This is a genomic window from Enterobacter cloacae complex sp. XAL002, from assembly GCF_049236805.1.
GTDB classification, from domain to species: domain Bacteria; phylum Pseudomonadota; class Gammaproteobacteria; order Enterobacterales; family Enterobacteriaceae; genus Enterobacter; species Enterobacter intestinihominis.
The window spans coordinates 98,819-119,756 of the sequence record NZ_JBMKJN010000008.1 but is presented as its reverse complement, the minus strand read 5'-3'; the positions used below and the strand labels follow the sequence as shown (position 1 = coordinate 119,756).

The window sequence follows — 20,938 nt, the reverse complement described above, 5'->3', positions numbered from 1 at the left end:
CGTATCGTCCCCGTTAATCACGACTTCATGCAACGTCTTCACGCATACCCCGACATCCGCGCGATGTTTCGCCGTCTCCTGATTGCTACCGTCACCGGCGTGCTGGCAGCGCTGGCCGTTGCGGTGTTCCGCCACAGCATGTATCTGCTGGAGTGGTTGTTTCTCAGCAACGAAAGCGGAAGCCTGGTGAACGCCGCTGCCGCGTTATCGCCCTGGCGGCGGGCGCTCACGCCTGCGCTGGGTGGTCTGGCCGCGGGAGTGCTACTGTGGGGATGGCAGCGCATGACGGCACAACGTCCCCACGCCCCGACCGATTATATGGAGGCGCTGGAAACGGGTGATGGCCAGTTTGATTACGGCGCCAGCCTGGTGAAATCCCTCGCCTCGTTGCTGGTGGTCGCCAGCGGCAGCGCCATCGGCCGGGAAGGCGCCATGATCCTGCTTGCCGCCCTCGCTGCCTCCTTTTTTGCACAACGTTGTACGCCGAAATCCGAATGGAAACTGTGGATCGCCTGCGGTGCCGCCGCCGGGATGGCCAGCGCCTATCATGCGCCGCTGGCGGGCAGCCTGTTTATCGCAGAGATCCTGTTTGGCACACTTATGCTGGCCTCCCTCGGCCCGGTGGTGATTGCCGCTGTGGTGGCCCTGCTAACCACGCGCCTGTTAAGTCCCGGCGCGAATACACTTTATGATGTCCATCTCAGCGAGATGCTTACGGCGGTGGATTATTTCCTGATCGTTGGCGTGGGTCTGCTGGCTGGGCTGTGCGGCCCGCTTTTGATGTGGCTAATGGCTTTCAGTCATTCTCTGTTTCTGCGTCTCAAACTTTCACCGCCGTGGCAGCTGGCGCTGGGGGGGCTGATCGTCGGGCTGCTGTCGCTGCTGACGCCGAAGGTATGGGGGAATGGCTACAGCGTGGTTCAGGCGTTTTTGCAGTCGCCGCCGCTGCTGTCGGTAATTGCCGGCGTCTTTATCTGCAAGCTCCTGGCGGTGCTGGCAAGCAGCGGGTCCGGCGCACCGGGAGGCGTGTTTACGCCAACCTTGTTCGTTGGTATGGCAACGGGAATGCTGTTTGCGCAGATCTTTGCGCTGTGGTTTCCTGGCTCTGAGACGGCGATCCTGCTTGGGCTGGCAGGAATGGCGACGCTGCTCGCTGCCACAACGCATGCGCCAATCATGTCGGCCTTGATGGTATGTGAGATGACCGGGCAGTATTTTTTACTTCCCGGTTTGCTGGTTGCCTGTGTTGTGGCGTCGGTATTGTCGAGAACGCTACGCCACGACTCGATCTACGGCCAGCATACCGCCGAAAGCCGAGAGATCGATATAGTGCGCTAATTCGCGCTGCTCGGCGCGGGGCAGATAAGGCAGTTCGCCTACCAACGGGCCAGGTAGCTTTTTGCTCAGCACGTCGATGATTTCTGCGTAGTGCGCAAGGCCCGGGTTAATACGGTTCGCCACCCAACCAATCAGTGGCAGGCCGTCATTAGCGATAGCCTGCGCCGTCAGCAAGGCATGGTTGATACACCCTTCCTGAATGCCCACGACCATAATCACCGGCAGCTGCTCCTGCACCACCCACTCGGAAAGGGGACGTAAATCGTTCATCAGGCTGCGCCAGCCACCGGTCCCTTCAACGACAACGTGATCAACCTTTTCACTCAGATTTGCCAGGCCATCAGAAAGCAGACTGTAGTTGATAAGCCCACTGTGAGCGACGCTGCTTTCCTCTTCGCTTAACGCGATGGGATTGACGGCATCATAAGGCAGTTCCAGAGACGAGACGCTTTGCAGAACCAGGGCGTCCTTATTGCGCAGCCCTTCTGGCGTCTCTTTACTGCCTTTTGCTACCGGCTTGTATCCTGCAACGCGTTTACCGCTTGCCGCCAGGGCCTGAAGTAACGCGCGGGATACGACGGTCTTCCCGACAGACGTATCCGTACCAGTAATAAAGAAACGCTTAAGCATGACTCATTCCACCTCTTGGGTATGCTTCAAAAAATATAAACCAGGTAAATAATTCAGTGGGGAAAGTCTACGGGAAGCGTGCGCTACCCGGCTTGAGATAGCGCAATTTTTCGTACATCTATGGAAAAGAGTTAGCCCTGAAGCAAACGAATCAGTAACGAGCCGTTGTACATCGCATCTTTTACCAGCGCGGCGCCAGCCATCGTACCCTGGTTGGAAAATTGCGTACTTTCCACCACGATGTTTTTACTGTACGCGGGAAGCGCCTGCTGGTTGATGCAGGCGGAAATCGCCGGAAAGAGGATATCCGCCGCCTGGCTGAGCGGGGAGCCGATCAGTATTTTTTGCGGGTTAAACAGGTTCACCATAATGGCCAGAATGCGCCCGACATTATTGCCCACGCCGGTAATGATGTCCTTCGCCAGCAGATCGCCCTGTCTTGCCGCTGTGCACAATGCCTCGACGCTCAACGGTTGACCGTGCAGCGTGGAGCTCATTGACTGGCTGAGCCGCACCTGCGCCAGCTCCAGCACGCTTTCGACGCTGGCAATCGTCTCCAGACAACCATGATTACCGCAGTAGCAGCGTTTTCCGTACGGATCGACCTGCGTATGGCCAATCTCCACCAGGCTACTGCTGCCAGCATGCAACAGACGCCCGTCGGTGATCACACCTGCGCCAACGTTGTGATCAATCACCACCTGAATCACGTCGCGCGCGCCCCGGGAAGCGCCAAACAACGCCTCCGCCATCGTCCAGGCGCTGATATCATGCTGAATGTAGACCGGCACACCGGTGTGGTTTTCCAGCACGTCGCCCAGCGGCATCTCTTTGACGTTTTCATAAAACGGCATGCGGTGCACAATGCCATTTTCGGTATCAATAATTCCCGGCAGGGTGATCGCAATCGCCGTTAAACGTTCAAGGCGCTGCTGGTGACGAATAAAGAACTGGTCGATATGGGTCAGAATGGCATCGAGGAGTGGTTGCTCTGCATCGAGCGGGAGTTCCAGCCGGTCTTCCACCACCAGCTTGCTGCTGAGGTCGCGCAGCGCGAGGAAGATTTCCCCGCGGCTAATTCGCAGCGACAGGTAGTGCCAGGCTTCCGTTTCCACCACCAGCCCTACCGCCGGACGGCCACGGCTGCCCGGCTCCTGAATTTCTGTCTCCTGAACCAGATGGGCTTCCAGCATTTCGCGGACAATCTTGGTAATACTGGCGGGTGCCAGTTGTGCCAGGCGCGAAAGATCGATACGCGAAACCGGACCAAGCTGATCAATCAGGCGATAAACGGCGCCCGCGTTGGTCTGCTTGATCTGATCGATATGCCCTGGCTGACTATCAGCAACCACCTCGTACTCCCTTATTTTCGAGCTTCGAAATAAACTGAGGGCTATGGTGAAGCACTTCAATGGCTGACGTCAAATTTTTACTTAGCCATGTGATTTACTGCACATTTTCGCCCGCTTTTCCCTATAAATAACGCCCGTGAGAAGCGGTAATTAATTGTTCTTTGAAACGCTGTGCCGCATGGCTCTGTTCATGATGTTTAGACCACACCAGCCACATCTCCGAGACCGCATCCTGCTCGGCAATATTCACCCAGCGCATTTCCGGCAGTTGTACCCGTTTAAACGAGGCCGGAAGAATCGACACGCCAAGCCCTGCGGCAACGAGACCAATGATCGTCATGGCTTCCCCCACTTCCTGCGCGATAGTCGGGACAAGGCCATATCGCCGCATCAGACCAAGAATATCGTCATACAATCCGGTACCCACCTGTGGGTCAAAAAAGACAAAGGGTTCTTTCGCCAGTTCAGCCAGCGTGACGCTATGCTGCGCGGCGAGCGGGTGATCCCGGGGGATCATCGCCATCAGCGGTTCGCGGAGGATCACCTGCCACGCCAGGGTATCAGGCAACTGCGTGTTACGCATTAGCCCCAGGTCGAGCGATCCTTCATTAAGCGGCGATATTTGCTCCCGGGTATTGATTTCGCGCGTCTGAATATGCACATCCGGAAAGTTACTGCGAAACGAGGATAGCGTTTGTGAAACAGCGCTGATGAAGGGGGCCGACGAGGTAAACCCGATGCGCAGCTCTCCCGTCTCCCCGAGATGAAGCCGTTCCGCTCTGGCGGCGGCGTCCACCACCATACTCAGGATCTGTCGGCTATCGGCGAGAAACTGTTTTCCCGCCGCCGTCAGGCTCACGCTGCGGTTGGTTCGCGCCAGCAGACGCGCCCCAACCTGCTGCTCAAGGATCTGGATCTGTTGGCTCAGCGGTGGCTGGGAGATATTCAGCCTTGCCGCAGCACGACCAAAATGGAGCTCTTCAGCGACGGCGACAAAATAGCGCAGATGGCGCAGCTCGATATTCATATTTTTAAAGTATCATTTGAGATTATTAATATATTAGACAGATTATTTACATTTTCCTACCCTAATCTTGTGGTCATACCCGTCACCAGAAACCACGGGGAAGTTTAAGCAAGGATTATGTGTGAGCCGTACAACGACCGTTGATATCGCGCCGGCCAGCGACATTGATGATTTACCCGCAGTACCGCAGCCGGTTCAGTTTATAAAACGTGGTACCCCCCAGTTTATGCGCGTCACGCTGGCGCTCTTCTCAGCGGGTCTCGCCACTTTCGCCCTGCTCTACTGCGTTCAGCCGATCCTGCCGGTCCTGTCGCATGAATTTGGCGTGTCGCCAGCCAGCAGCAGTATTTCGCTCTCCATTTCAACCGGGATGCTGGCGAGCGGTCTGCTGTTCACCGGGCCACTTTCAGATGCCATCGGGCGTAAGCAGGTCATGGTAACGGCGTTAATGCTGGCCTCCGTGTGTACCTTGCTGTCCACCATGATGACCAGCTGGCACGGCATTCTGGTCATGCGCGCGCTGATTGGGTTATCCCTCAGCGGCGTGGCGGCGGTCGGGATGACCTATCTCAGCGAGGAGATCCACCCGAGTTTCGTGGCCTTCTCCATGGGGCTGTACATTAGCGGGAACTCTATCGGCGGGATGAGCGGACGCCTGCTCAGCGGTGTGTTTACCGATTTCTTTAACTGGCGCATTGCGCTGGCCGTAATCGGCTGCTTCGCCCTCGCTTCGGCGCTGATGTTCTGGAAAATCCTGCCGGAATCGCGCCATTTCCGCCCGACCTCCCTGCGTCCGAAAACGTTGTTTATTAACTTTCGCCTGCACTGGCGCGACAAAGGTTTGCCGCGACTGTTTCTGATGGGATTCCTGCTGATGGGGTCATTTGTCACGCTGTTTAACTATATTGGCTACCGGCTGATGCTTTCACCGTGGCATCTCAGCCAGGCATTGGTGGGTTTGCTCTCTGTGGCGTATCTCACCGGGACGTGGAGTTCGCCAAAAGCGGGCGCCATGACCGCGCGCTTCGGCCGTGGTCCGGTGATGCTGGTGTCCACCGCTGTGATGTTGTTCGGACTGCTGATGACGCTTGTCTCTTCCCTGTGGCTGATTTTTGCCGGAATGCTGCTCTTCTCTGCGGGATTCTTTGCCGCGCATTCTGTTGCCAGCAGCTGGATTGGCCCACGCGCGCGCCGCGCCAAAGGTCAGGCTTCGTCTCTGTATCTGTTCAGTTACTATCTCGGTTCCAGCATTGCCGGGACTCTCGGCGGGGTGTTCTGGCATAACTACGGCTGGAACGGCGTGGGCGGATTTATCGCGCTGATGCTGTGCGCGGCACTGCTGGTGGGCGCGAGCCTGCATAAACGACTGCATTAACATTCAGCCCTCTTCGTGTTTAAATCGAGCCGATGCTAATTTTTGTCATCGGCTGATTCAGACACGAGGACTTCATGAAAAACAATAACTATCAACAACTCACCCGCACCTTCCAGCGTCTCTCCCGCTTCTCTCACCTCTCCTCCATCGCCAGCTGGGACATGTTTACCATGATGCCGCCCGGCGGCAGCGCCGCGCGCGGTGAAGCGCTGGCGGAGATGAGCGTCCTGCAACATCAGATCCTGACCGATAAAAAAGTGGGTGAATGGCTGGCGGCGGCGGCAGAAGAAGATCTGAACGACGTTGAGCAGGCCAACCTGCGTGAAATGACGCGCCACTACCAGCAGGCCACTTTACTTCCGGAATCGCTGGTGGAGGCCAAATCGCTGGCGGGCAGCAGGTGTGAACACGCCTGGCGTACTCAGCGTCCGGCCAACGACTGGCAGGGCTTTTCAGCCAACCTGAAAGAGGTGGTGAAACTCAGTCGTGAAGAGGCCCGCCTGCGCGCCGAGGCTAAAGGCTGCACGCCTTACGACGCACTGCTGGATATCTTTGAACCCGACATGACCAGCGCTCGCCTGGATGTGCTGTTCGGCGATCTGAAGTCCTGGCTGCCGGAGCTGCTGGCAAAGGTTGTGGAAAAACAGGCTCAACGATCGTTCGTTCCGCCACAGGGTCCCTTCCCCACCGCCACCCAGCGCGAGCTGGGCCTGGAAGCGATGAAAATGCTTGGCTTCGATTTTAACGGCGGTCGTCTGGACGTTAGCGCCCACCCGTTCTGCGGCGGCGTTCCGGAAGATGTGCGTATCACCACGCGTTACGATGAAGATGAACTGCTCAGCGCGCTTTTCGGTGTGATCCACGAAACCGGACATGCCCGCTACGAGCAAAACCTTCCGCGAGCGTGGGCCGGCCAGCCCGTTGCGCTGGCGCGCTCTACGGCAATCCATGAATCCCAGAGCTTGTTCTTTGAAATGCAGCTGGGCCGCAGTGAGGCTTTCCTGAAGCATTTGCTTCCGGCGGTCCATGCCCGTTTCGGCAGCCAGGCGGCATTCAGTGAAGAGAATTTTATTGCCTGGAATCAGCGCGTGAAACCGGGCTACATCCGCGTTGACGCAGATGAAGTGAGCTATCCGGCGCATGTGGTATTGCGCTATGAGATTGAGCGCGCGCTGATCAATGGCGAAATCGAAGTGGATGATATCCCCGCGTTATGGGATGAGAAAATGCAGGCCTGGCTTGGATTATCCACCAAAGATAACTACCGCAACGGCTGTATGCAGGACATCCACTGGACCGACGGCGGTTTTGGCTACTTCCCGTCTTACACGCTGGGGGCTATGTATGCAGCACAGCTGTTCCATGCCGCCAAAACTGCGCTGCCCGGGTTGCAGGCATCCATTGCCGGGGGCGATTTCTCGGCGCTGTTTGACTGGCTGCGTCAGAATATCTGGCAGCACGGCAGCCGTTTCAGCACGTCGCAGCTCATCACCCAGGCCACAGGTGAAGATCTGAATATCCGCTACTTCCGCGAACACCTGACGTCCCGCTACCTGTAAACGAACGCGCCGGGGGCCACCCCGGCGTTGTACATACGGTTACACGCCGATACCAATCACTCACGGAAACCCCGAATTTACAGGGATATAGTTATTTCAACGGCCCCGCAGTGGGGTTAAATGAAAAACCAAATTCGAGGGTATGAAAATGAAAAAAGTATTAGCTCTGGTTGTTGCCGCTGCTATGGGTCTTTCTTCCGCTGCATTCGCGGCTGAAACTACCGCCACCGCAGCGCCTGCGGCATCCACCGCTGCTCCGGCCAAAACGGTTCACCATAAAAAACATCACAAAGCGGCTAAACCAGCGGCAGCACAGAAAGCGCAGGCCGCGAAAAAGCACCACAAAAAAGCGGCAAAACCTGCGGTAGAGCAGAAAGCCCAGGCGGCTAAAAAGCATCACAAAAAAGCGGCAAAACACGAAGCGGCTAAACCTGCTGCACAGCCAGCAGCGTAAGAGTACAAGCTTAACCGTGCCCTTCGGGGCACGTTGGTAAACCGGCGCTGAACGGGATTGCGGTCAGCGCCGGTTTTTTATCCGGAGGGCGTATGCTGCGGCGCTGTCGGTTTGAGTTCATTCTTATCCTGCTAATTTTATGCGCGCTCATCGCCAGCCACTTTTATCTTTCCTGAATGTAGCACGCTGATTTTACTCCCACTTTCTCGCCGTCGCGTCTATAGTATTTTCATAGGGTTCACTTTTAATAATCATAATTCCCCCCACCAGAGTGTGATATGCGTAAATCTGTTGTGTTGTTACTGGGAACGTTTAGCCTTTTTGCAGGCTTTTCACATGCGGATGAGGGCGACGATGACGCCATCAGCGCCAAAGAGGTAAAGACGCTGTTTTTTGGTCATGACGATCGTACGCGTGTCACCGATCCTACCGAAGCGCCCTGGGATGCCATCGGGCAACTGGAAACCGCCAGCGGCAATCTATGTACCGCAACTCTCATAACGCCACGCCTTGCGCTGACGGCGGGTCATTGCCTGTTAATGCCGCCCGAAGGCAAACCGGATAAAGCGATCGCCCTGCGCTTTGTTTCGCAGAAAGGGATTTGGCGCTACGAAATTCACGGTATTGAGGGGCGGGTGGATCCGTCGCTCGGGAAACGCCTGAAACCGGATGGCGATGGCTGGATTGTGCCGCCCGGGGCGGCATCCTGGGATTTCGGGCTGATCGTTTTACGTTATCCGCCGTCCGGGATCGCTCCGCTACCGCTCTTTGATGGTGACAAAGACGCGCTCACCGCCGCCCTGAAAGCCGCCGATCGAAAAGTGACGCAGTCAGGCTACCCTGTTGATCACCTCGATTCGCTGTACACCCATACGGACTGCGTGGTGACGGGCTGGGCGCAAAACAGCGTGCTTTCGCATCAGTGCGATACGCTACCGGGTGATAGCGGATCGCCCCTGATGTTAAAAACCGTTAACGGCTGGCAACTGATTGGCGTTCAGAGTTCTGCTCCGGCAGCGAAAGACCGCTGGCGCGCCGATAACCGAGCGTTGGCGGTGACCGGTTTTCGCGACCGGCTGGAAGCCCTGGCGCAGCAGTAGGTCACTCAGGCCAGTTTAATCATGATCATGCCAGCGAGCAGTAATACCAGCCCTATCCAGCCTTTATGGTTTAAACGCTGCCCGAACATAATCCAGCCTGCCGCCAGGGTGGCGGCAATACCGAAGCCGCCCCACAGCGCGTAGGCCACGGACAGATCGATGCCTTTCACCGCCTGCGACAGGGCGCTAAACGCCCCCAGAACCGCGGCAATCGATAACAAGCCGTAGGCTTTGCGACGAAAGCCGTCGGAGAACTTCAAAAAGACGTTCGCAATAATTTCCAGAACGATGGCGAAAGCCAGCCAGGCCGCGTGGATCCATTCAAACTGCTGCATGGGTCTGCTCCTTCTGCTGTTTGGCTGGTTTGCGCGTACCCGATTTAATCAGCACGATACCTGCCACCAGGGTCGTCAGCCCGGCAATTTTCATTGTCGTCAGGGTTTCATCAAATATCATGACGCTGAACAGCGTAATCAATAAAATACCAACACCTTCCCACAAAGCGTATGCCACGCCCAGCGCGATTTTTTTAACCGCGAAAGAGAGGAATATATAGGAAAGCGTAATCATGACCAGCATCAAAATAAATCCGGTGCTGCCGTCACTCACGCTCGCCCATTTCATCGACAAGGTGCCGGTAATTTCAGCAACGATAGCCAGAGCTAATAAAATCCAGTAAAACATGTTTTTCTCCTGCTTGAGAATATAATCCATCGAGGCTCGCTGCGAACAGCAAACCAAAAAAGTGGGAATTAAATCAGTTAGCTAAGCGCATAGCGCCAGCTCAGGCAGAAGACGTGACTATAGCGCGGAACGCCAGTGTTGTTCACCGGAAAGCGTGCAGAGGGAGGTAGAAAACAGAGCAGAGTTGTTTGAAAAATACGTCCTGAACAAATTGTCCATAAAATTACAATTATCCGCGGTGTTGCTTCTCGTCTTTGCGGATGAAAATTGTCCTCAGTAGTTGAACACGCCTGATTTGTATCATAAGCCAGGAATTTACTCAAAGCCTTTTCATTTCTTTACCCAGTCTGTTTGATTTTGGTTAGTTTTTTTAATCCACTTTCCCCTCTATTATAAATAAAAAACTGTTCAGGAACGTCCATGGCCAAACCCATTATCACCCTCAACGGGCTTAAGATCGTCATCATGCTGGGCATGCTGGTGATCATTCTGACCGGCGTTCGTTTTGCGGCCGATATCATCGTGCCCTTTATCCTGGCGCTTTTTATCGCGGTGATCCTCAATCCACTGGTGCAGCGAATGGTGCGGCTACGCATCCCGCGTGTGCTGGCGATAAGCCTGCTTATCAGTATTATTATCGTTGCGATGGTGCTGTTAGTCGCCTATCTGGGAACCTCCCTGAACGAGCTGGCGCGGACGCTGCCGACATACCGCTCTTCCCTGGCGACCCCGCTGCTGCAAATTGAACCCTGGCTGCAACGCGCGGGTATCGAAGTCTCGGTTGAGGAACTGCTTAAATACATCGATCCGAATGCCGCCATGACGATTGTCACCAGCCTGCTGGCACAGCTCTCCAACGCCATGACCTCGATTTTCCTGCTGTTCCTGACGGTTGTGTTTATGCTGCTGGAAGTTCCACAGCTGCCTGCAAAACTCCAGCACATCATGGTGCGTCCGGTTGAGGGAATGGGTGCCATTCAGCGCGCGCTCGACAGCGTTTCACGCTATCTGGTGCTGAAAACGGCCATCAGCCTCGTGACGGGATTAGTGGTCTGGGGGATGCTCGCCGCGCTGGATGTGCGTTTTGCCTTCGTCTGGGGGCTGCTGGCCTTTGCGCTCAACTATATTCCTAACATTGGCTCCGTGCTGGCGGCGATCCCCCCTATCCTTCAGGTGCTGGTTTTCAGCGGTTTGTATGATGCCCTGATTCTGCTGGCAGGCTATCTGGTGATTAACCTTGTCTTCGGGAACATTCTCGAACCACGGATAATGGGACGCGGGCTGGGACTTTCAACTCTTGTTGTGTTCCTGTCCCTGATTTTCTGGGGCTGGCTGCTCGGGCCTGTCGGCATGCTGCTCTCCGTTCCGCTGACAATTATTGTCAAAATTGGCCTGGAGCAGACCGCCGGTGGACAAAGTATCGCTGTACTGCTGAGCGACATGAGTCATAAGGCCGATTAATTGTCCATCGACAGCATAGGCTTGCCCGTTCTTCCCGCTTCGCGGTAGTTGCCCACTGCCCGCTGCCATTCCGACAGCGGGTAGAGGGTAACATCGCTGCACTGGCTGGCGCGCAGTTTAGGCCAGATGCGCCGAAACTCCGCCTGCCACGCCTCAGCGCTCAGCGCGTCCAGATAGTTACGAATGTGAAACCACGCCACGCGCGGCAACGGCCGCTGCTGCCGGAAGGTCTGCCCGGAGAGTAGCCCGTAACAGACAAAGGTACCGGTTTCGGGCATCACGCTCAGGATCGCCTCCGCCAGGCTGCCGCCCGTGGCGTCGTACACCACCTCCGCTTGCGCGGCGGCAGCGTTGACGGCGGCCGTATCATCTTGCGCAATCGGGACGATCCCCATTTCAGCCAGACGTTGAGCGTGCACGGGCGAGCGATGGATCCCGTAAACCGCCTCTGCACCCGCCTGGCGTGCCCATTGCCCGAGCAGAACAGCGCAGTCAGAACCGGCAGCGGTGAGCAGCACCGTTTTCCCGACCGGAGGATAGCGGTCCAGCATCATCTGAGCGGCAAGCGGGTTGATATACGCCCGCGCGGCAAGAAGCGAGTCGATGTCGTCCGGGACGGGAACCGCATACGCCACCGGGCAGTCGACATAGCGCTGCCAGGTTCCCTGCCCCCGTAACGGCAGGACCCGCTTGCCCAGCAGCGCCGGGTAAGCGGCGGGCGTTTCGGTCACTATTCCGACCCCTTCATAACCGGCTATTGCGGGCAGCGGCGTGCGATGGCGATATGCCCCGGTGATGGGGATGAGATCGGAGGCGTTCACCGGAGAAAAAAGCATGCGCACACGTATCTCTCCCGGCTGTCGCGGTGACAATGGTGTGGTTTCCGCTTGCAGTACCGATTCAGGCTCACCAAACCGGCGATACCAGAGGGCCAGATTACGCATTGCGATCGCGCCATCCCATTTCCGGTGCGACATGTTTCAGGATGGACTCGATCACATGTGCGTTGTATTCCACGCCCAGCTGATTCGGCACGGTAAGCAACAGCGTATCCGCTTCCGCGATCGCTTCATCCTTTTTCAACTGTTCATTCAGCTTGTCTGGCTCTGCGGCATAGCTGCGTCCGAAAATGGCCCGCGTTTTCTCATCCAGATAGCCAACGCTGTCGCTCTCATTGCGGCTTGAACCGAAATACATCCGGTCGCGATCGTCCATCAGGGCAAAAATACTGCGGCTGACCGAAACGCGTGGCTGACGGGTATGCCCTGCCTCGGCCCAGGCCTGTCGGTAGGCACGGATCTGTTTTGCCTGCTGAATATGGAACGGCTCGCCGGTTTCATCATCTTTCAGCGTTGAGCTTTGCAGGTTCATCCCCAGTTTTGCCGCCCATACTGCCGTTGCATTGGAGCCAGCCCCCCACCAGATACGATCGCGTAAGCCCTCTGAATGCGGCTCCAGACGCAACAATCCCGGCGGGTTTGGGAACATCGGCTGTGGGTTAGGCTTCGCAAACCCTTCACCGCGTAATACATCAAGCAGTACCTCAGTGTGACGGCGCGCCATATCAGATTCGTTTTCCCCGTCCTGCGGCACGTAACCAAAATAACGCCAGCCATCAATCACCTGCTCCGGGGAGCCCCGGCTGATACCAAGCTGTAATCGCCCGCCGGAGATGAGATCTGCCGCGCCAGCATCTTCCGCCATATACAGCGGATTCTCGTACCGCATGTCGATCACGCCCGTCCCGATTTCGATGCGTTTGGTTTTCGCGCCTATCGCAGCCAGCAAGGGGAATGGCGAACTGAGCTGGCGGGCAAAGTGGTGCACGCGGAAATAAGCCCCGTCCGCGCCCAGCTCTTCAGCGGCGACAGCCAGATCGATGGACTGTAGCAGCGTGTCAGCTGCGGTTTGCGTGCCGGACTGGGAAGACGGCGTCCAGTGACCAAACGACAAAAATCCGATCTTTTTCATAGTGGAATATCCTGATAAAGCATTGCGTTATCCCTACTCTACGCATTAACCGATGAGAATAAATGGTGATTATTTAACGGAATGCTTCAAATAAACTGACAGAAATACGCAAATCGCACGCTGCCTTCCCGCAGAGGAGGCATTCTCCTGGCATCTCAAAATGGGATATAGTGTGAACTATTCTCTTTTTTAACAGGTAACATCAGCAATGGCTCTGATCCCCAAAAACTACGCACGGCTGGAAAGCGGCTACCGTGAAAAAGCGCTAAAAATTTACCCGTGGGTCTGTGGACGCTGCTCGCGGGAGTTTGTGTATTCGAATCTTCGTGAACTCACGGTCCACCATATCGACCACGATCACACCAATAATCCGGAAGATGGCAGTAACTGGGAGTTGTTGTGCCTGTTTTGCCATGACCACGAACACTCAAAGTACACCGAAGCGGATCAGTATGGTACCACCGTTGTCGCAGGTGAGGATGCGCAAAAAGACGTGGGGGTCGCCACGTTTAACCCCTTTGCCGATCTCAAGGCGATGATGAACAAGAAGACGTAATATCGGCGGCTTTCCTGCCCATACCTGCCGTATGGGCAGTCAGAAAGATAAAGGTAATGTATTCCAGTCACAGATTGAACAAGGAGACGGCCTTAATATCGGCTTCAGGATTCACGCGTTTTACAGCCTCTAAAAACGCAGCAAAGTTTTGATTAAACACCGTCAGATTATTATAAAATTGCACCTGTTTTTCACGGGCTCCCTCAAGATAGCTCACAGACCAGATCCGCCTGTTATTTACCACTGTCGAGCCCGGCTTAATTTTTACGATAGCCGCCAGCTCAATTTTACGGGTGACGCTATTTATGACCTCGTATAAATACTGCTCATCATAAAAGTAGGTTTTACCTGACGATCCGCCAAACCAGGAAGGATGGGTAGAGATTTTTTTCATTCCCCGGCTGTCGGCAACGATGCGCTTTGGATGCCGAATACGCCTGATGAAAAAGCGCATCAGCATAATCAGTGCCGTGAAAGACAGCACCACGAAAAGAAAATGAATGCTCTCCCGCATATTTCGTTACCTGCCACGCATAACTCAAAGTGGCGAAGTATAGCGTAGCCCGGTAGCTCAGGGAACGTACGCGATGCAATCGCAGATGGAACGGGAAATGCTCTTATATCGCCACGCAATATGATGTGCGGATCTCCTCACGGTTAAGTGATATTAACAATTGCTGCTAAGTTGTAAGTTTCTCCTTGCCGGACAGGACAAATCAGTTATCGTGCCAGGCAACTTTTTCAGCAATAAAAAACAGTGGGATGCGCTATGGCGATTTTTGATGGTCACAATGACCTGTTGCTTAATTTATGGCTTCACCATCGCCAGGATCCGGTAACGGCCTTCTTCTCCGGCATTGAGAACGGACACCTCGATTATCCGCGCATGCAGCAAGGCGGATTTTCCGGCGGGCTGTTCGCGCTGTTCGTGCCGCCGCAGGAGTATATCGCCCGCATGGCGCCGCACTACGCCAGCGAGCCGTGGCAACCGATCGACATTCTCTGGCAGCAGTTGACGATCCTCAAGCAGCTTGTCGCACACTCCGATGGACGGGCGCGATTGTGCCTGAGCGCGGCAGATATCGAACGCTGCCGTCAGGATAAGGAGCTGGCGATGTTGGCGCATATTGAGGGTGCGGGCGGTTTTGACGGCGAGGGTGGCGATCTACAGGCTTTCTATGCCGCTGGCGTGCGCAGCATTGGGCTTTTCTGGAACATTGCTAACCGTTTTGGCACCGGCGTTAACGGGGCGTTTCCCGGCAGCCCGGACAGCGGCCCAGGGCTTACCGCAGAGGGTATCGCCCTCATCAAGCACGCTAACGCCCTGAACATGCTGATTGACGTTTCTCACATGAATGAAAAGGCGTTCTGGGATACTGCTCGTCATTCCTCTTCACCGCTGGTCGCCACCCATTCCAACGCCCATACGCTGTGCCCGCAACCGCGTAATCTGACCGATCGGCAACTGCTGGCTATCCGCGACAGCGGCGGCGTGGCAGGGGTCAATTTCGGCAACGCCTTTCTGCGCGCCGACGGTAAACGCGATAGCGATACCCCGCTGAGCACAATCGTTCGCCATATCGACTATCTTATTAACATCATGGGCGAAGATCATGTTGCGCTGGGCTCCGATTTTGACGGCATCACGTTACCTGATGATTTGCATGATGTGAGTGGTTTACCGCGGCTAATCAGCGCGTTGCGTGACAGCGGCTATGATCAATTTGTGCTGAATAAGCTGCTGTGGGGCAACTGGCAAAAGGTATTGCAAAATGTTTGGCAACAATAGGTTACGTTGTAAACATTACGTTAATTCCTTACATCTTTCGGGTTGAGCTTTGCCCCACTGTGACGCATTATTTGATGACCATCACAAAACTGGCACAAACAATGGTGTTGGTGCTGCATTTTTAAAGAGGAAAAAACGATGTGGAAGAAACCTGCTTTTATTGATTTACGTCTTGGCCTGGAAGTGACGCTGTACATTTCCAACCGCTAATCGCTCAGCCCGCCATCCGTGCGGGCATTTTTGTTTTACTACCTGGCCTATCTTCATGTTTATTAAAGTCCTCGGTTCCGCCGCCGGCGGCGGTTTCCCTCAGTGGAACTGTAATTGCGCCAACTGTCAGGGTTTGCGCAACGGTACCCTTCAGGCGACCCCCCGCACCCAGTCGTCGATCATCGTCAGCGATAACGGCGAAGAGTGGATACTGTGTAACGCCTCGCCCGATATCAGCCAGCAGATTGCCCATACGCCAGAACTGAATAAGAAAGAGGTTCTGCGCGGCACGCATATTGGCGGCATTATTCTCACCGACAGCCAGATTGACCACACCACCGGGCTGCTCAGCCTGCGCGAGGGGTGTCCGCATCAGGTATGGTGTACGCCGGAGGTGCATGAAGACCTTTCCAGCGGATTCCCGATTTTTACCATGCTCCGGCACTGGAACGGCGGCCTGATTCATCATCCGATCGCACCGCTCACCGCCTTTAGCGTGGAAGCCTGCCCTGATTTGCAGTTTACCGCTGTCCCCATCGCCAGTAACGCACCGCCCTATTCGCCGTGGCGCGACCGCCCGCTGCCGGGGCATAACGTGGCGCTGTTTATCGAAAACCGCCGCAACGGTCAGACGCTGTTCTACGCGCCGGGTCTCGGTGAACCCGATGACGACATCCTGCCGTGGCTTAAAAAAGCGGACTGTCTGCTGATTGACGGCACAGTCTGGCAGGACGATGAACTGCAGGCCGCTGGCGTCGGGCGCAATACCGGCCGCGATATGGGCCATCTGGCGCTCGGCGATGAACACGGCATGATGGCGCTGCTGGCCTCACTGCCGGCAAAGCGCAAGATTCTGATTCACATTAATAACACTAACCCGATCCTTAACGAGCAGTCGCCGCAGCGTCACGCCCTCACGCAGCAGGGAATTGAAGTGAGCTGGGACGGGATGACCATCACGCTTCAGGACTAACTATGCACATTCGCGAAACGCTCTCGCCGCAAGAGTTTGAACACGCCCTCCGGGCGAAAGGCGCCTACTATCATATTCACCATCCGTACCATATCGCGATGCATAACGGCGAGGCCAGCCGCGAGCAGATCCAGGGCTGGGTGGCGAACCGGTTTTACTACCAGACGACGATCCCGCTGAAAGATGCGGCCATTATGGCGAACTGCCCGGATCCGCACACGCGTCGCAAATGGGTGCAGCGGATCCTCGATCACGACGGCAGCAACGGTCATGACGGCGGGATCGAAGCCTGGCTACAGCTGGGCGAAGCCGTAGGGCTTAGCCGCGACGACTTAATCAGCGAACGCCACGTGCTGCCCGGCGTTCGTTTTGCCGTGGACGCTTACGTTAACTTCGCCCGCCGCGCCAACTGGCAGGAGGCGGCATGCAGTTCGCTCACCGAACTGTTTGCCCCGCAAATTCATCAGTCGCGTCTCGACAGCTGGCCGCAGCACTATCCGTGGATCAAAGAGGAAGGCTATTTTTATTTTCGCAGCCGCCTCAGCCAGGCCAGCCGCGACGTTGAACACGGTCTGGAGCTGGCGAAGAGTTACTGCGATAGCGCAGAAAAGCAGAATCGGATGCTGGAGATCCTTCAGTTCAAACTCGATATCCTGTGGTCGATGCTCGACGCGATGACCATGGCCTACGCCCTACAGCGTCCGCCTTATCACACGGTCACCGACAAAGCGGCCTGGCACACAACCCGACTGGTATAAGCATGCAAAAAAACTCCATCGTCGCCTTTCGTCGCGGCTATCGCCTGCAATGGGAAGCCGCTCAGGACAGCCATGTCATCCTTTATCCGGAAGGCATGGCTAAACTCAATGAGACCGCGGCCGCAATCCTCGAACTGGTCGATGGCCAACGCGACGCGGCGGCCATCATTGCCATACTCAACGAACGGTTCCCGGAAGCCGGCGGCGTGAATGACGACGTCGTAGAATTCCTGCAAATCGCTTATCAACAGAAGTGGATTATTTTCCGTGAGCCAGAATAAACCCGCCGTCAATCCACCGCTGTGGCTGCTGGCGGAGCTGACCTATCGCTGTCCGCTACAGTGTCCTTACTGCTCTAACCCGCTGGACTTTGCCCGGCAGGATCAGGAGCTGACCACTGAACAGTGGATTGAGGTTTTCCGCCAGGCGCGGGCGATGGGCAGCGTGCAGATAGGTTTTTCCGGCGGCGAACCGTTGACGCGTAAAGATCTGCCGGAGCTGATCCGCGCCGCCCGCGATCTCGGTTTTTATACCAACCTGATCACCTCGGGAATTGGCCTGACGGAAAGCAAGCTCGACGCGTTCAGCGAGGCCGGTCTGGACCATATCCAGATTAGCTTCCAGGCCAGCGATGAAGTGCTCAACGCTGCGCTGGCGGGGAATAAAAAAGCCTTCCAGCAGAAGCTGGCGATGGCCAAAGCGGTCAAAGCGCGCGATTACCCGATGGTGCTGAATTTCGTCCTGCACCGGCACAACATCGACCAGATCGATAAAATCATCGAGCTGTGCATCGAACTGGACGCCGACGACGTCGAACTTGCCACCTGCCAGTTCTACGGTTGGGCGTTCCTTAATCGTCAGGGGCTTCTGCCGACGCGGGAACAGATTGCCCGAGCGGAACGCGTGGTTGCCGACTATCGGCAAAAAATGGCCGCCAGCGGCAATCTGACCAACCTGCTGTTCGTCACCCCTGATTATTACGAAGAGCGACCAAAAGGCTGTATGGGCGGCTGGGGGTCGATTTTCCTCAGCGTGACCCCGGAAGGCACGGCGCTGCCCTGCCACAGCGCGCGCCAGCTACCGGTGGAGTTCCCCTCGGTGCTTGATCAGAGTCTGGAATCCATCTGGTATGACTCTTTCGGCTTCAACCGCTATCGCGGGTTTGACTGGATGCCGGAGCCGTGCCGCTCCTGCGATGAAAAGGAGAAGGACTTCGGCGGCTGCCGCTGTCAGGCCTTTATGCTCACCGGGAATGCGGATAACGCCGATCCGGTGTGCAGCAAATCGCCGCATCATCATAAAATTCTGGACGCGCGACGCGAAGCAGCCTGTAGCGATATGAAAATCGGCCAGCTTCAGTTCCGTAACCGTACCCGTTCGCAGCTTATCTATAAAACCCGGGAACTGTAGCGATAATGACCACCCGCATCGTGGAGCTGGCAGGCGGTTTACGCGCAACGCTAGTGCATCAGCCGCAGGCGACACGCGCGGCGGCGCTGGCGCGCGTGAGTGCCGGAAGCCATCACGAGCCACCGCGCTTCGCCGGTCTTGCGCATTTACTTGAGCACCTGCTGTTCCGCGGTAGCCAGCGCTATCAGGGCGACGATCGACTCATGGCCTGGGTCCAGCGTCAGGGCGGTAGCGTCAATGCCACCACGCTGGCTCGCCACAGCGCATTTTTCTTCGATGTGGCCGCCGATAACCTGTCCGACGGCGTCGCGCGACTGCGGGATATGTTGCAGGCGCCGCTGCTTTCATGCGATGACATACAGCGCGAAGTGGCGGTCATTGATGCGGAAAACCGACTCATCCAGCAGCATGATTCCGCCAGGCGCGAAGCGGCGGCACGCCACGCGATGGAAGAACCCACAGTTTTTCGCCGTTTTCAGGTGGGTTGCAAGGATTCTCTGGGGCAGGACCCGGGATCGCTGCAAACCGCGTTGCGCGACTTTCATCGGCGCTATTATGTGGCCGGACACCTGCAATTGTGGCTGCAAGGGCCGCAAAAGCTGGATGCGCTGGCCGAGCTTGCCCATACGTTTGCGTCCGGTTTTGCTTCTGGTGGTATGCCTGAAACCGCTCCCCCGTTGCGTCTTAGCGCTGAAGCAGATTTTCAGCTGGCAGTGACAGAGCGACCCGCACTGTGGCGTTGTCCGTTAATTCGAAAAAGTGACAACGTCACCTTATTTCGGGAGTTTTTACTGGACGACGCCCCCGGAAGCCTGATTGCCGGGCTGCGGGCGCGCGGGCTGGCAGAAGATGTCGCCCTGAACTGGCTTTATCAGGATAACGATAACGGCTGGCTGGCGCTAACGGTTGATAGCGAACGACCCGAGGAGGTTGACCCGCATATTACCCACTGGCTACGGGCGCTACAGCAAACGACGGATGAGCAGCAGCGGCATTATTATCGGCTGGCACAGCAGCGTTTCAGCGCCCTGCCGACGCTGGAGCAGCTGCGCCAGCGGGCGTTCGGTTTTGCGCCCGGTGCGGCGCCCGTAAGTTTTTCCGCCTTTTGTGCCGATTTACTGGCGGCGCCCACCTCGTATCTGGCCTGCAAAAAAATTGAAACCGCTGAAATTATCGCCAGCCAGGGGTTTGCTCTGCCGCTTAGCCATTGGCGTCGCCAGCCGGTTGCAGATGATAGCCCCATCGCGTTCTCCTTCTACCCGCAGACTGCCAGGTATGTTACGCCAGCCCCGACGTCAGAAGCCGCTCCGCTGCTGCATTTGTCGGCGCAGACACAACCGCCAACGCTGATCCTGCGCAGGCCTTTTTATTCGTGCGTGGAACGGGCGCAGGGGGTGGCGATGGGCAAACAGTTACGCCCTCTCCTTGCTGAACTGCGCCATATTGACGGCAGCGGCGAGTGGCAAACGGTTGACGGTAGCTGGCAGCTCACCCTGCGGCTTCCTGACGCCGTGGTGACGGCGGAACACATCATCGGGGCGATAATCGATCGCCTCTCCCACCCCGCCCCGGCTCTTACGCCAGTGCCAGAAGGCATTGCCATCCGTGAGTTGCTTCAGCTGTTGCCTGAACGTCTGGCATCGGATCCGCCACGGGACGGCTGGCTGGCGGCGCTAGTTGGCGGCAGCGTCGCACACGCGCACGGGTTAGCCCGGCAGCTTGGCCTGCTCCGGGCGCCGGTTAACGCTAAGCCGACGCCATTAAGCGGTTGTCCCAGCGGGATCGAACACATTCCGCACGCCAGCGCGGATTCGGCGCTGCTGGTGTTTATTCCCCTGCCGCCGGGCGCGTCGCTCGCCGCGCTGCGGCTGCTGGCATTATGCTGCGAACCGCAATTTTTCCAGCGCCTGCGCGTGGAACAGCAGATTGGCTACGTGGTCAGCTGTCGTTATCAGCGTATTGCCGATCGCGATGGCCTGCTGCTGGCGTTACAGTCGCCTGACCGCTCTCCCGTGAACCTGTTGGGTTGCTGCAAACAATTTTTGCGTGAGCTGACGCTGTGCGATGTGACGGCGTTCAGCGTATTGCGACAGCAGCTGGCGACGCAAATCCGGTCACCGATGAATGCCAGCGCCACGGCAGTAGCCGCCCTGCGCCAGCGCTATGGTTTACCGGTGTTAACGCCGCAGGCTGTTGATGCCCTGCAACATGACGAGATAATCGCACTATGGCGCGAGATGACTCGCCATCGCCGTCGCTGGCGGGTGCTTTTCACGGGCTGACCGGACCCG

22 protein-coding genes and 1 pseudogene are annotated in these 20,938 nt (G+C 56.6%); 14 read left to right on the top strand and 9 right to left on the bottom strand.

Features of this window, described 5'->3' with window-relative positions; translation table 11 throughout:
• Nucleotides 1-27: 27 nt before the first annotated feature.
• On the top strand, nucleotides 28-1,338 hold the full coding sequence (clcB, locus tag ACOT0L_RS09975; RefSeq protein WP_023299996.1) for a voltage-gated ClC-type chloride channel ClcB: 1,311 nt from the start codon (nucleotides 28-30) through the stop codon (nucleotides 1,336-1,338).
• Here clcB and bioD read toward each other — a convergent pair.
• From bioD to ACOT0L_RS09960, 3 genes are all read right to left on the bottom strand, one after another.
• A complete protein-coding gene (gene bioD, locus ACOT0L_RS09970) occupies nucleotides 1,273-1,968 on the bottom strand; it encodes a dethiobiotin synthase (protein ID WP_015570628.1) in 696 nt (231 codons plus the stop codon). The two genes, clcB and bioD, sit on opposite strands and share 66 nt — an antisense overlap.
• 131 nt (nucleotides 1,969-2,099) lie before the next feature.
• Nucleotides 2,100-3,320, bottom strand: a complete 1,221-nt coding sequence (gene mlc / locus ACOT0L_RS09965; protein WP_022647966.1) for a sugar metabolism global transcriptional regulator Mlc — start codon at nucleotides 3,318-3,320, stop codon at nucleotides 2,100-2,102.
• A 121-nt stretch (nucleotides 3,321-3,441) separates the two neighbouring features.
• Nucleotides 3,442-4,347, bottom strand: a complete 906-nt coding sequence (locus ACOT0L_RS09960; RefSeq protein ID WP_022647965.1) for a LysR family transcriptional regulator — start codon at nucleotides 4,345-4,347, stop codon at nucleotides 3,442-3,444.
• 121 nt (nucleotides 4,348-4,468) lie between these two features.
• Between ACOT0L_RS09960 and ACOT0L_RS09955 the strand changes: the two genes are divergently transcribed.
• The 4 genes from ACOT0L_RS09955 (at nucleotide 4,469) to ACOT0L_RS09940 (ending at nucleotide 8,835) form a co-directional block, all read left to right on the top strand.
• Complete coding sequence (locus ACOT0L_RS09955; RefSeq protein WP_126503373.1) at nucleotides 4,469-5,722, top strand: MFS transporter; 1,254 nt, start codon at nucleotides 4,469-4,471, stop codon at nucleotides 5,720-5,722.
• Nucleotides 5,723-5,796: 74 nt separating this feature from the next.
• The gene (locus ACOT0L_RS09950) at nucleotides 5,797-7,281 is read left to right on the top strand and encodes a carboxypeptidase M32 (RefSeq protein ID WP_048966590.1); all 1,485 of its coding nucleotides are present in this window, start codon (nucleotides 5,797-5,799) and stop codon (nucleotides 7,279-7,281) included.
• 148 nt (nucleotides 7,282-7,429) lie between these two features.
• Nucleotides 7,430-7,735 (top strand): acid resistance repetitive basic protein Asr, encoded by a 306-nt coding sequence (gene asr, locus ACOT0L_RS09945; protein WP_022647962.1) that lies wholly within the window; start codon nucleotides 7,430-7,432, stop codon nucleotides 7,733-7,735.
• 278 nt (nucleotides 7,736-8,013) lie between these two features.
• On the top strand, nucleotides 8,014-8,835 hold the full coding sequence (locus ACOT0L_RS09940) for a trypsin-like serine peptidase (protein ID WP_023299991.1): 822 nt from the start codon (nucleotides 8,014-8,016) through the stop codon (nucleotides 8,833-8,835).
• A 5-nt stretch (nucleotides 8,836-8,840) separates the two neighbouring features.
• Here the strand turns inward: ACOT0L_RS09940 and mdtI are convergent, their stop codons facing one another.
• The 3 genes and pseudogenes from mdtI to ACOT0L_RS09925 all read right to left on the bottom strand — a co-directional run bounded on the left by mdtI (nucleotide 8,841) and on the right by ACOT0L_RS09925 (nucleotide 9,807).
• Nucleotides 8,841-9,170: a multidrug/spermidine efflux SMR transporter subunit MdtI gene (mdtI, locus tag ACOT0L_RS09935; protein ID WP_022647960.1), complete on the bottom strand. Its 330-nt coding sequence runs from the start codon at nucleotides 9,168-9,170 to the stop codon at nucleotides 8,841-8,843.
• Complete coding sequence (gene mdtJ, locus ACOT0L_RS09930) at nucleotides 9,157-9,519, bottom strand: multidrug/spermidine efflux SMR transporter subunit MdtJ (RefSeq protein WP_032624865.1); 363 nt, start codon at nucleotides 9,517-9,519, stop codon at nucleotides 9,157-9,159. Before mdtJ ends, mdtI begins: the two co-directional genes overlap by 14 nt.
• A 117-nt stretch (nucleotides 9,520-9,636) precedes the next feature.
• A pseudogene (locus ACOT0L_RS09925) lies at nucleotides 9,637-9,807 on the bottom strand (hypothetical protein).
• A gap of 132 nt (nucleotides 9,808-9,939) precedes the next feature.
• Between ACOT0L_RS09925 and ACOT0L_RS09920 the strand changes: the two are divergent.
• A complete protein-coding gene (locus ACOT0L_RS09920) occupies nucleotides 9,940-10,980 on the top strand; it encodes an AI-2E family transporter (protein WP_003857467.1) in 1,041 nt (346 codons plus the stop codon).
• Here ACOT0L_RS09920 and ACOT0L_RS09915 read toward each other — a convergent pair.
• Together ACOT0L_RS09915 and ACOT0L_RS09910 are read right to left on the bottom strand one after the other, a co-directional pair.
• Nucleotides 10,977-11,924 (bottom strand): zinc-dependent alcohol dehydrogenase family protein, encoded by a 948-nt coding sequence (locus ACOT0L_RS09915; RefSeq protein ID WP_058678025.1) that lies wholly within the window; start codon nucleotides 11,922-11,924, stop codon nucleotides 10,977-10,979. The two genes, ACOT0L_RS09920 and ACOT0L_RS09915, sit on opposite strands and share 4 nt — an antisense overlap.
• On the bottom strand, nucleotides 11,917-12,951 hold the full coding sequence (locus ACOT0L_RS09910) for an LLM class flavin-dependent oxidoreductase (protein WP_126503375.1): 1,035 nt from the start codon (nucleotides 12,949-12,951) through the stop codon (nucleotides 11,917-11,919). Before ACOT0L_RS09910 ends, ACOT0L_RS09915 begins: the two co-directional genes overlap by 8 nt.
• 208 nt (nucleotides 12,952-13,159) lie before the next feature.
• On the opposite strand from ACOT0L_RS09910, the gene yajD reads away from it, so the two are divergent.
• Entirely contained in the window at nucleotides 13,160-13,507 is a 348-nt protein-coding gene (yajD, locus tag ACOT0L_RS09905) for an HNH nuclease YajD (RefSeq protein WP_038415976.1), read from the top strand.
• A 67-nt stretch (nucleotides 13,508-13,574) separates the two neighbouring features.
• Here the strand turns inward: yajD and ACOT0L_RS09900 are convergent, their stop codons facing one another.
• Nucleotides 13,575-14,021, bottom strand: a complete 447-nt coding sequence (locus tag ACOT0L_RS09900; protein WP_126503377.1) for a hypothetical protein — start codon at nucleotides 14,019-14,021, stop codon at nucleotides 13,575-13,577.
• A gap of 255 nt (nucleotides 14,022-14,276) precedes the next feature.
• Here ACOT0L_RS09900 and ACOT0L_RS09895 point away from each other — a divergent pair, with 255 nt between their 5' ends.
• The 7 genes from ACOT0L_RS09895 to pqqF all read left to right on the top strand — a co-directional run bounded on the left by ACOT0L_RS09895 (nucleotide 14,277) and on the right by pqqF (nucleotide 20,929).
• The gene (locus ACOT0L_RS09895; protein ID WP_126503379.1) at nucleotides 14,277-15,296 is read left to right on the top strand and encodes a dipeptidase; all 1,020 of its coding nucleotides are present in this window, start codon (nucleotides 14,277-14,279) and stop codon (nucleotides 15,294-15,296) included.
• 138 nt (nucleotides 15,297-15,434) lie between these two features.
• Nucleotides 15,435-15,506, top strand: a complete 72-nt coding sequence (gene pqqA / locus ACOT0L_RS09890; protein ID WP_002905689.1) for a pyrroloquinoline quinone precursor peptide PqqA — start codon at nucleotides 15,435-15,437, stop codon at nucleotides 15,504-15,506.
• Between the two features lie 55 nt (nucleotides 15,507-15,561).
• The gene (gene pqqB / locus ACOT0L_RS09885) at nucleotides 15,562-16,479 is read left to right on the top strand and encodes a pyrroloquinoline quinone biosynthesis protein PqqB (protein ID WP_023306096.1); all 918 of its coding nucleotides are present in this window, start codon (nucleotides 15,562-15,564) and stop codon (nucleotides 16,477-16,479) included.
• A 2-nt stretch (nucleotides 16,480-16,481) separates the two neighbouring features.
• Nucleotides 16,482-17,237 carry a pyrroloquinoline-quinone synthase PqqC gene (gene pqqC, locus ACOT0L_RS09880; protein WP_023306095.1) on the top strand — a complete coding sequence of 252 codons (756 nt, stop codon included), beginning with the start codon at nucleotides 16,482-16,484 and terminating at the stop codon, nucleotides 17,235-17,237.
• Between the two features lie 2 nt (nucleotides 17,238-17,239).
• On the top strand, nucleotides 17,240-17,518 hold the full coding sequence (gene pqqD, locus ACOT0L_RS09875) for a pyrroloquinoline quinone biosynthesis peptide chaperone PqqD (RefSeq protein ID WP_126503381.1): 279 nt from the start codon (nucleotides 17,240-17,242) through the stop codon (nucleotides 17,516-17,518).
• Nucleotides 17,505-18,647 carry a pyrroloquinoline quinone biosynthesis protein PqqE gene (pqqE, locus tag ACOT0L_RS09870; RefSeq protein WP_022647952.1) on the top strand — a complete coding sequence of 381 codons (1,143 nt, stop codon included), beginning with the start codon at nucleotides 17,505-17,507 and terminating at the stop codon, nucleotides 18,645-18,647. Before pqqD ends, pqqE begins: the two co-directional genes overlap by 14 nt.
• Before the next feature lie 5 nt (nucleotides 18,648-18,652).
• Entirely contained in the window at nucleotides 18,653-20,929 is a 2,277-nt protein-coding gene (gene pqqF, locus ACOT0L_RS09865; protein ID WP_126503383.1) for a pyrroloquinoline quinone biosynthesis protein PqqF, read from the top strand.
• The last annotated feature ends 9 nt before the right edge of the window (nucleotides 20,930-20,938 follow it).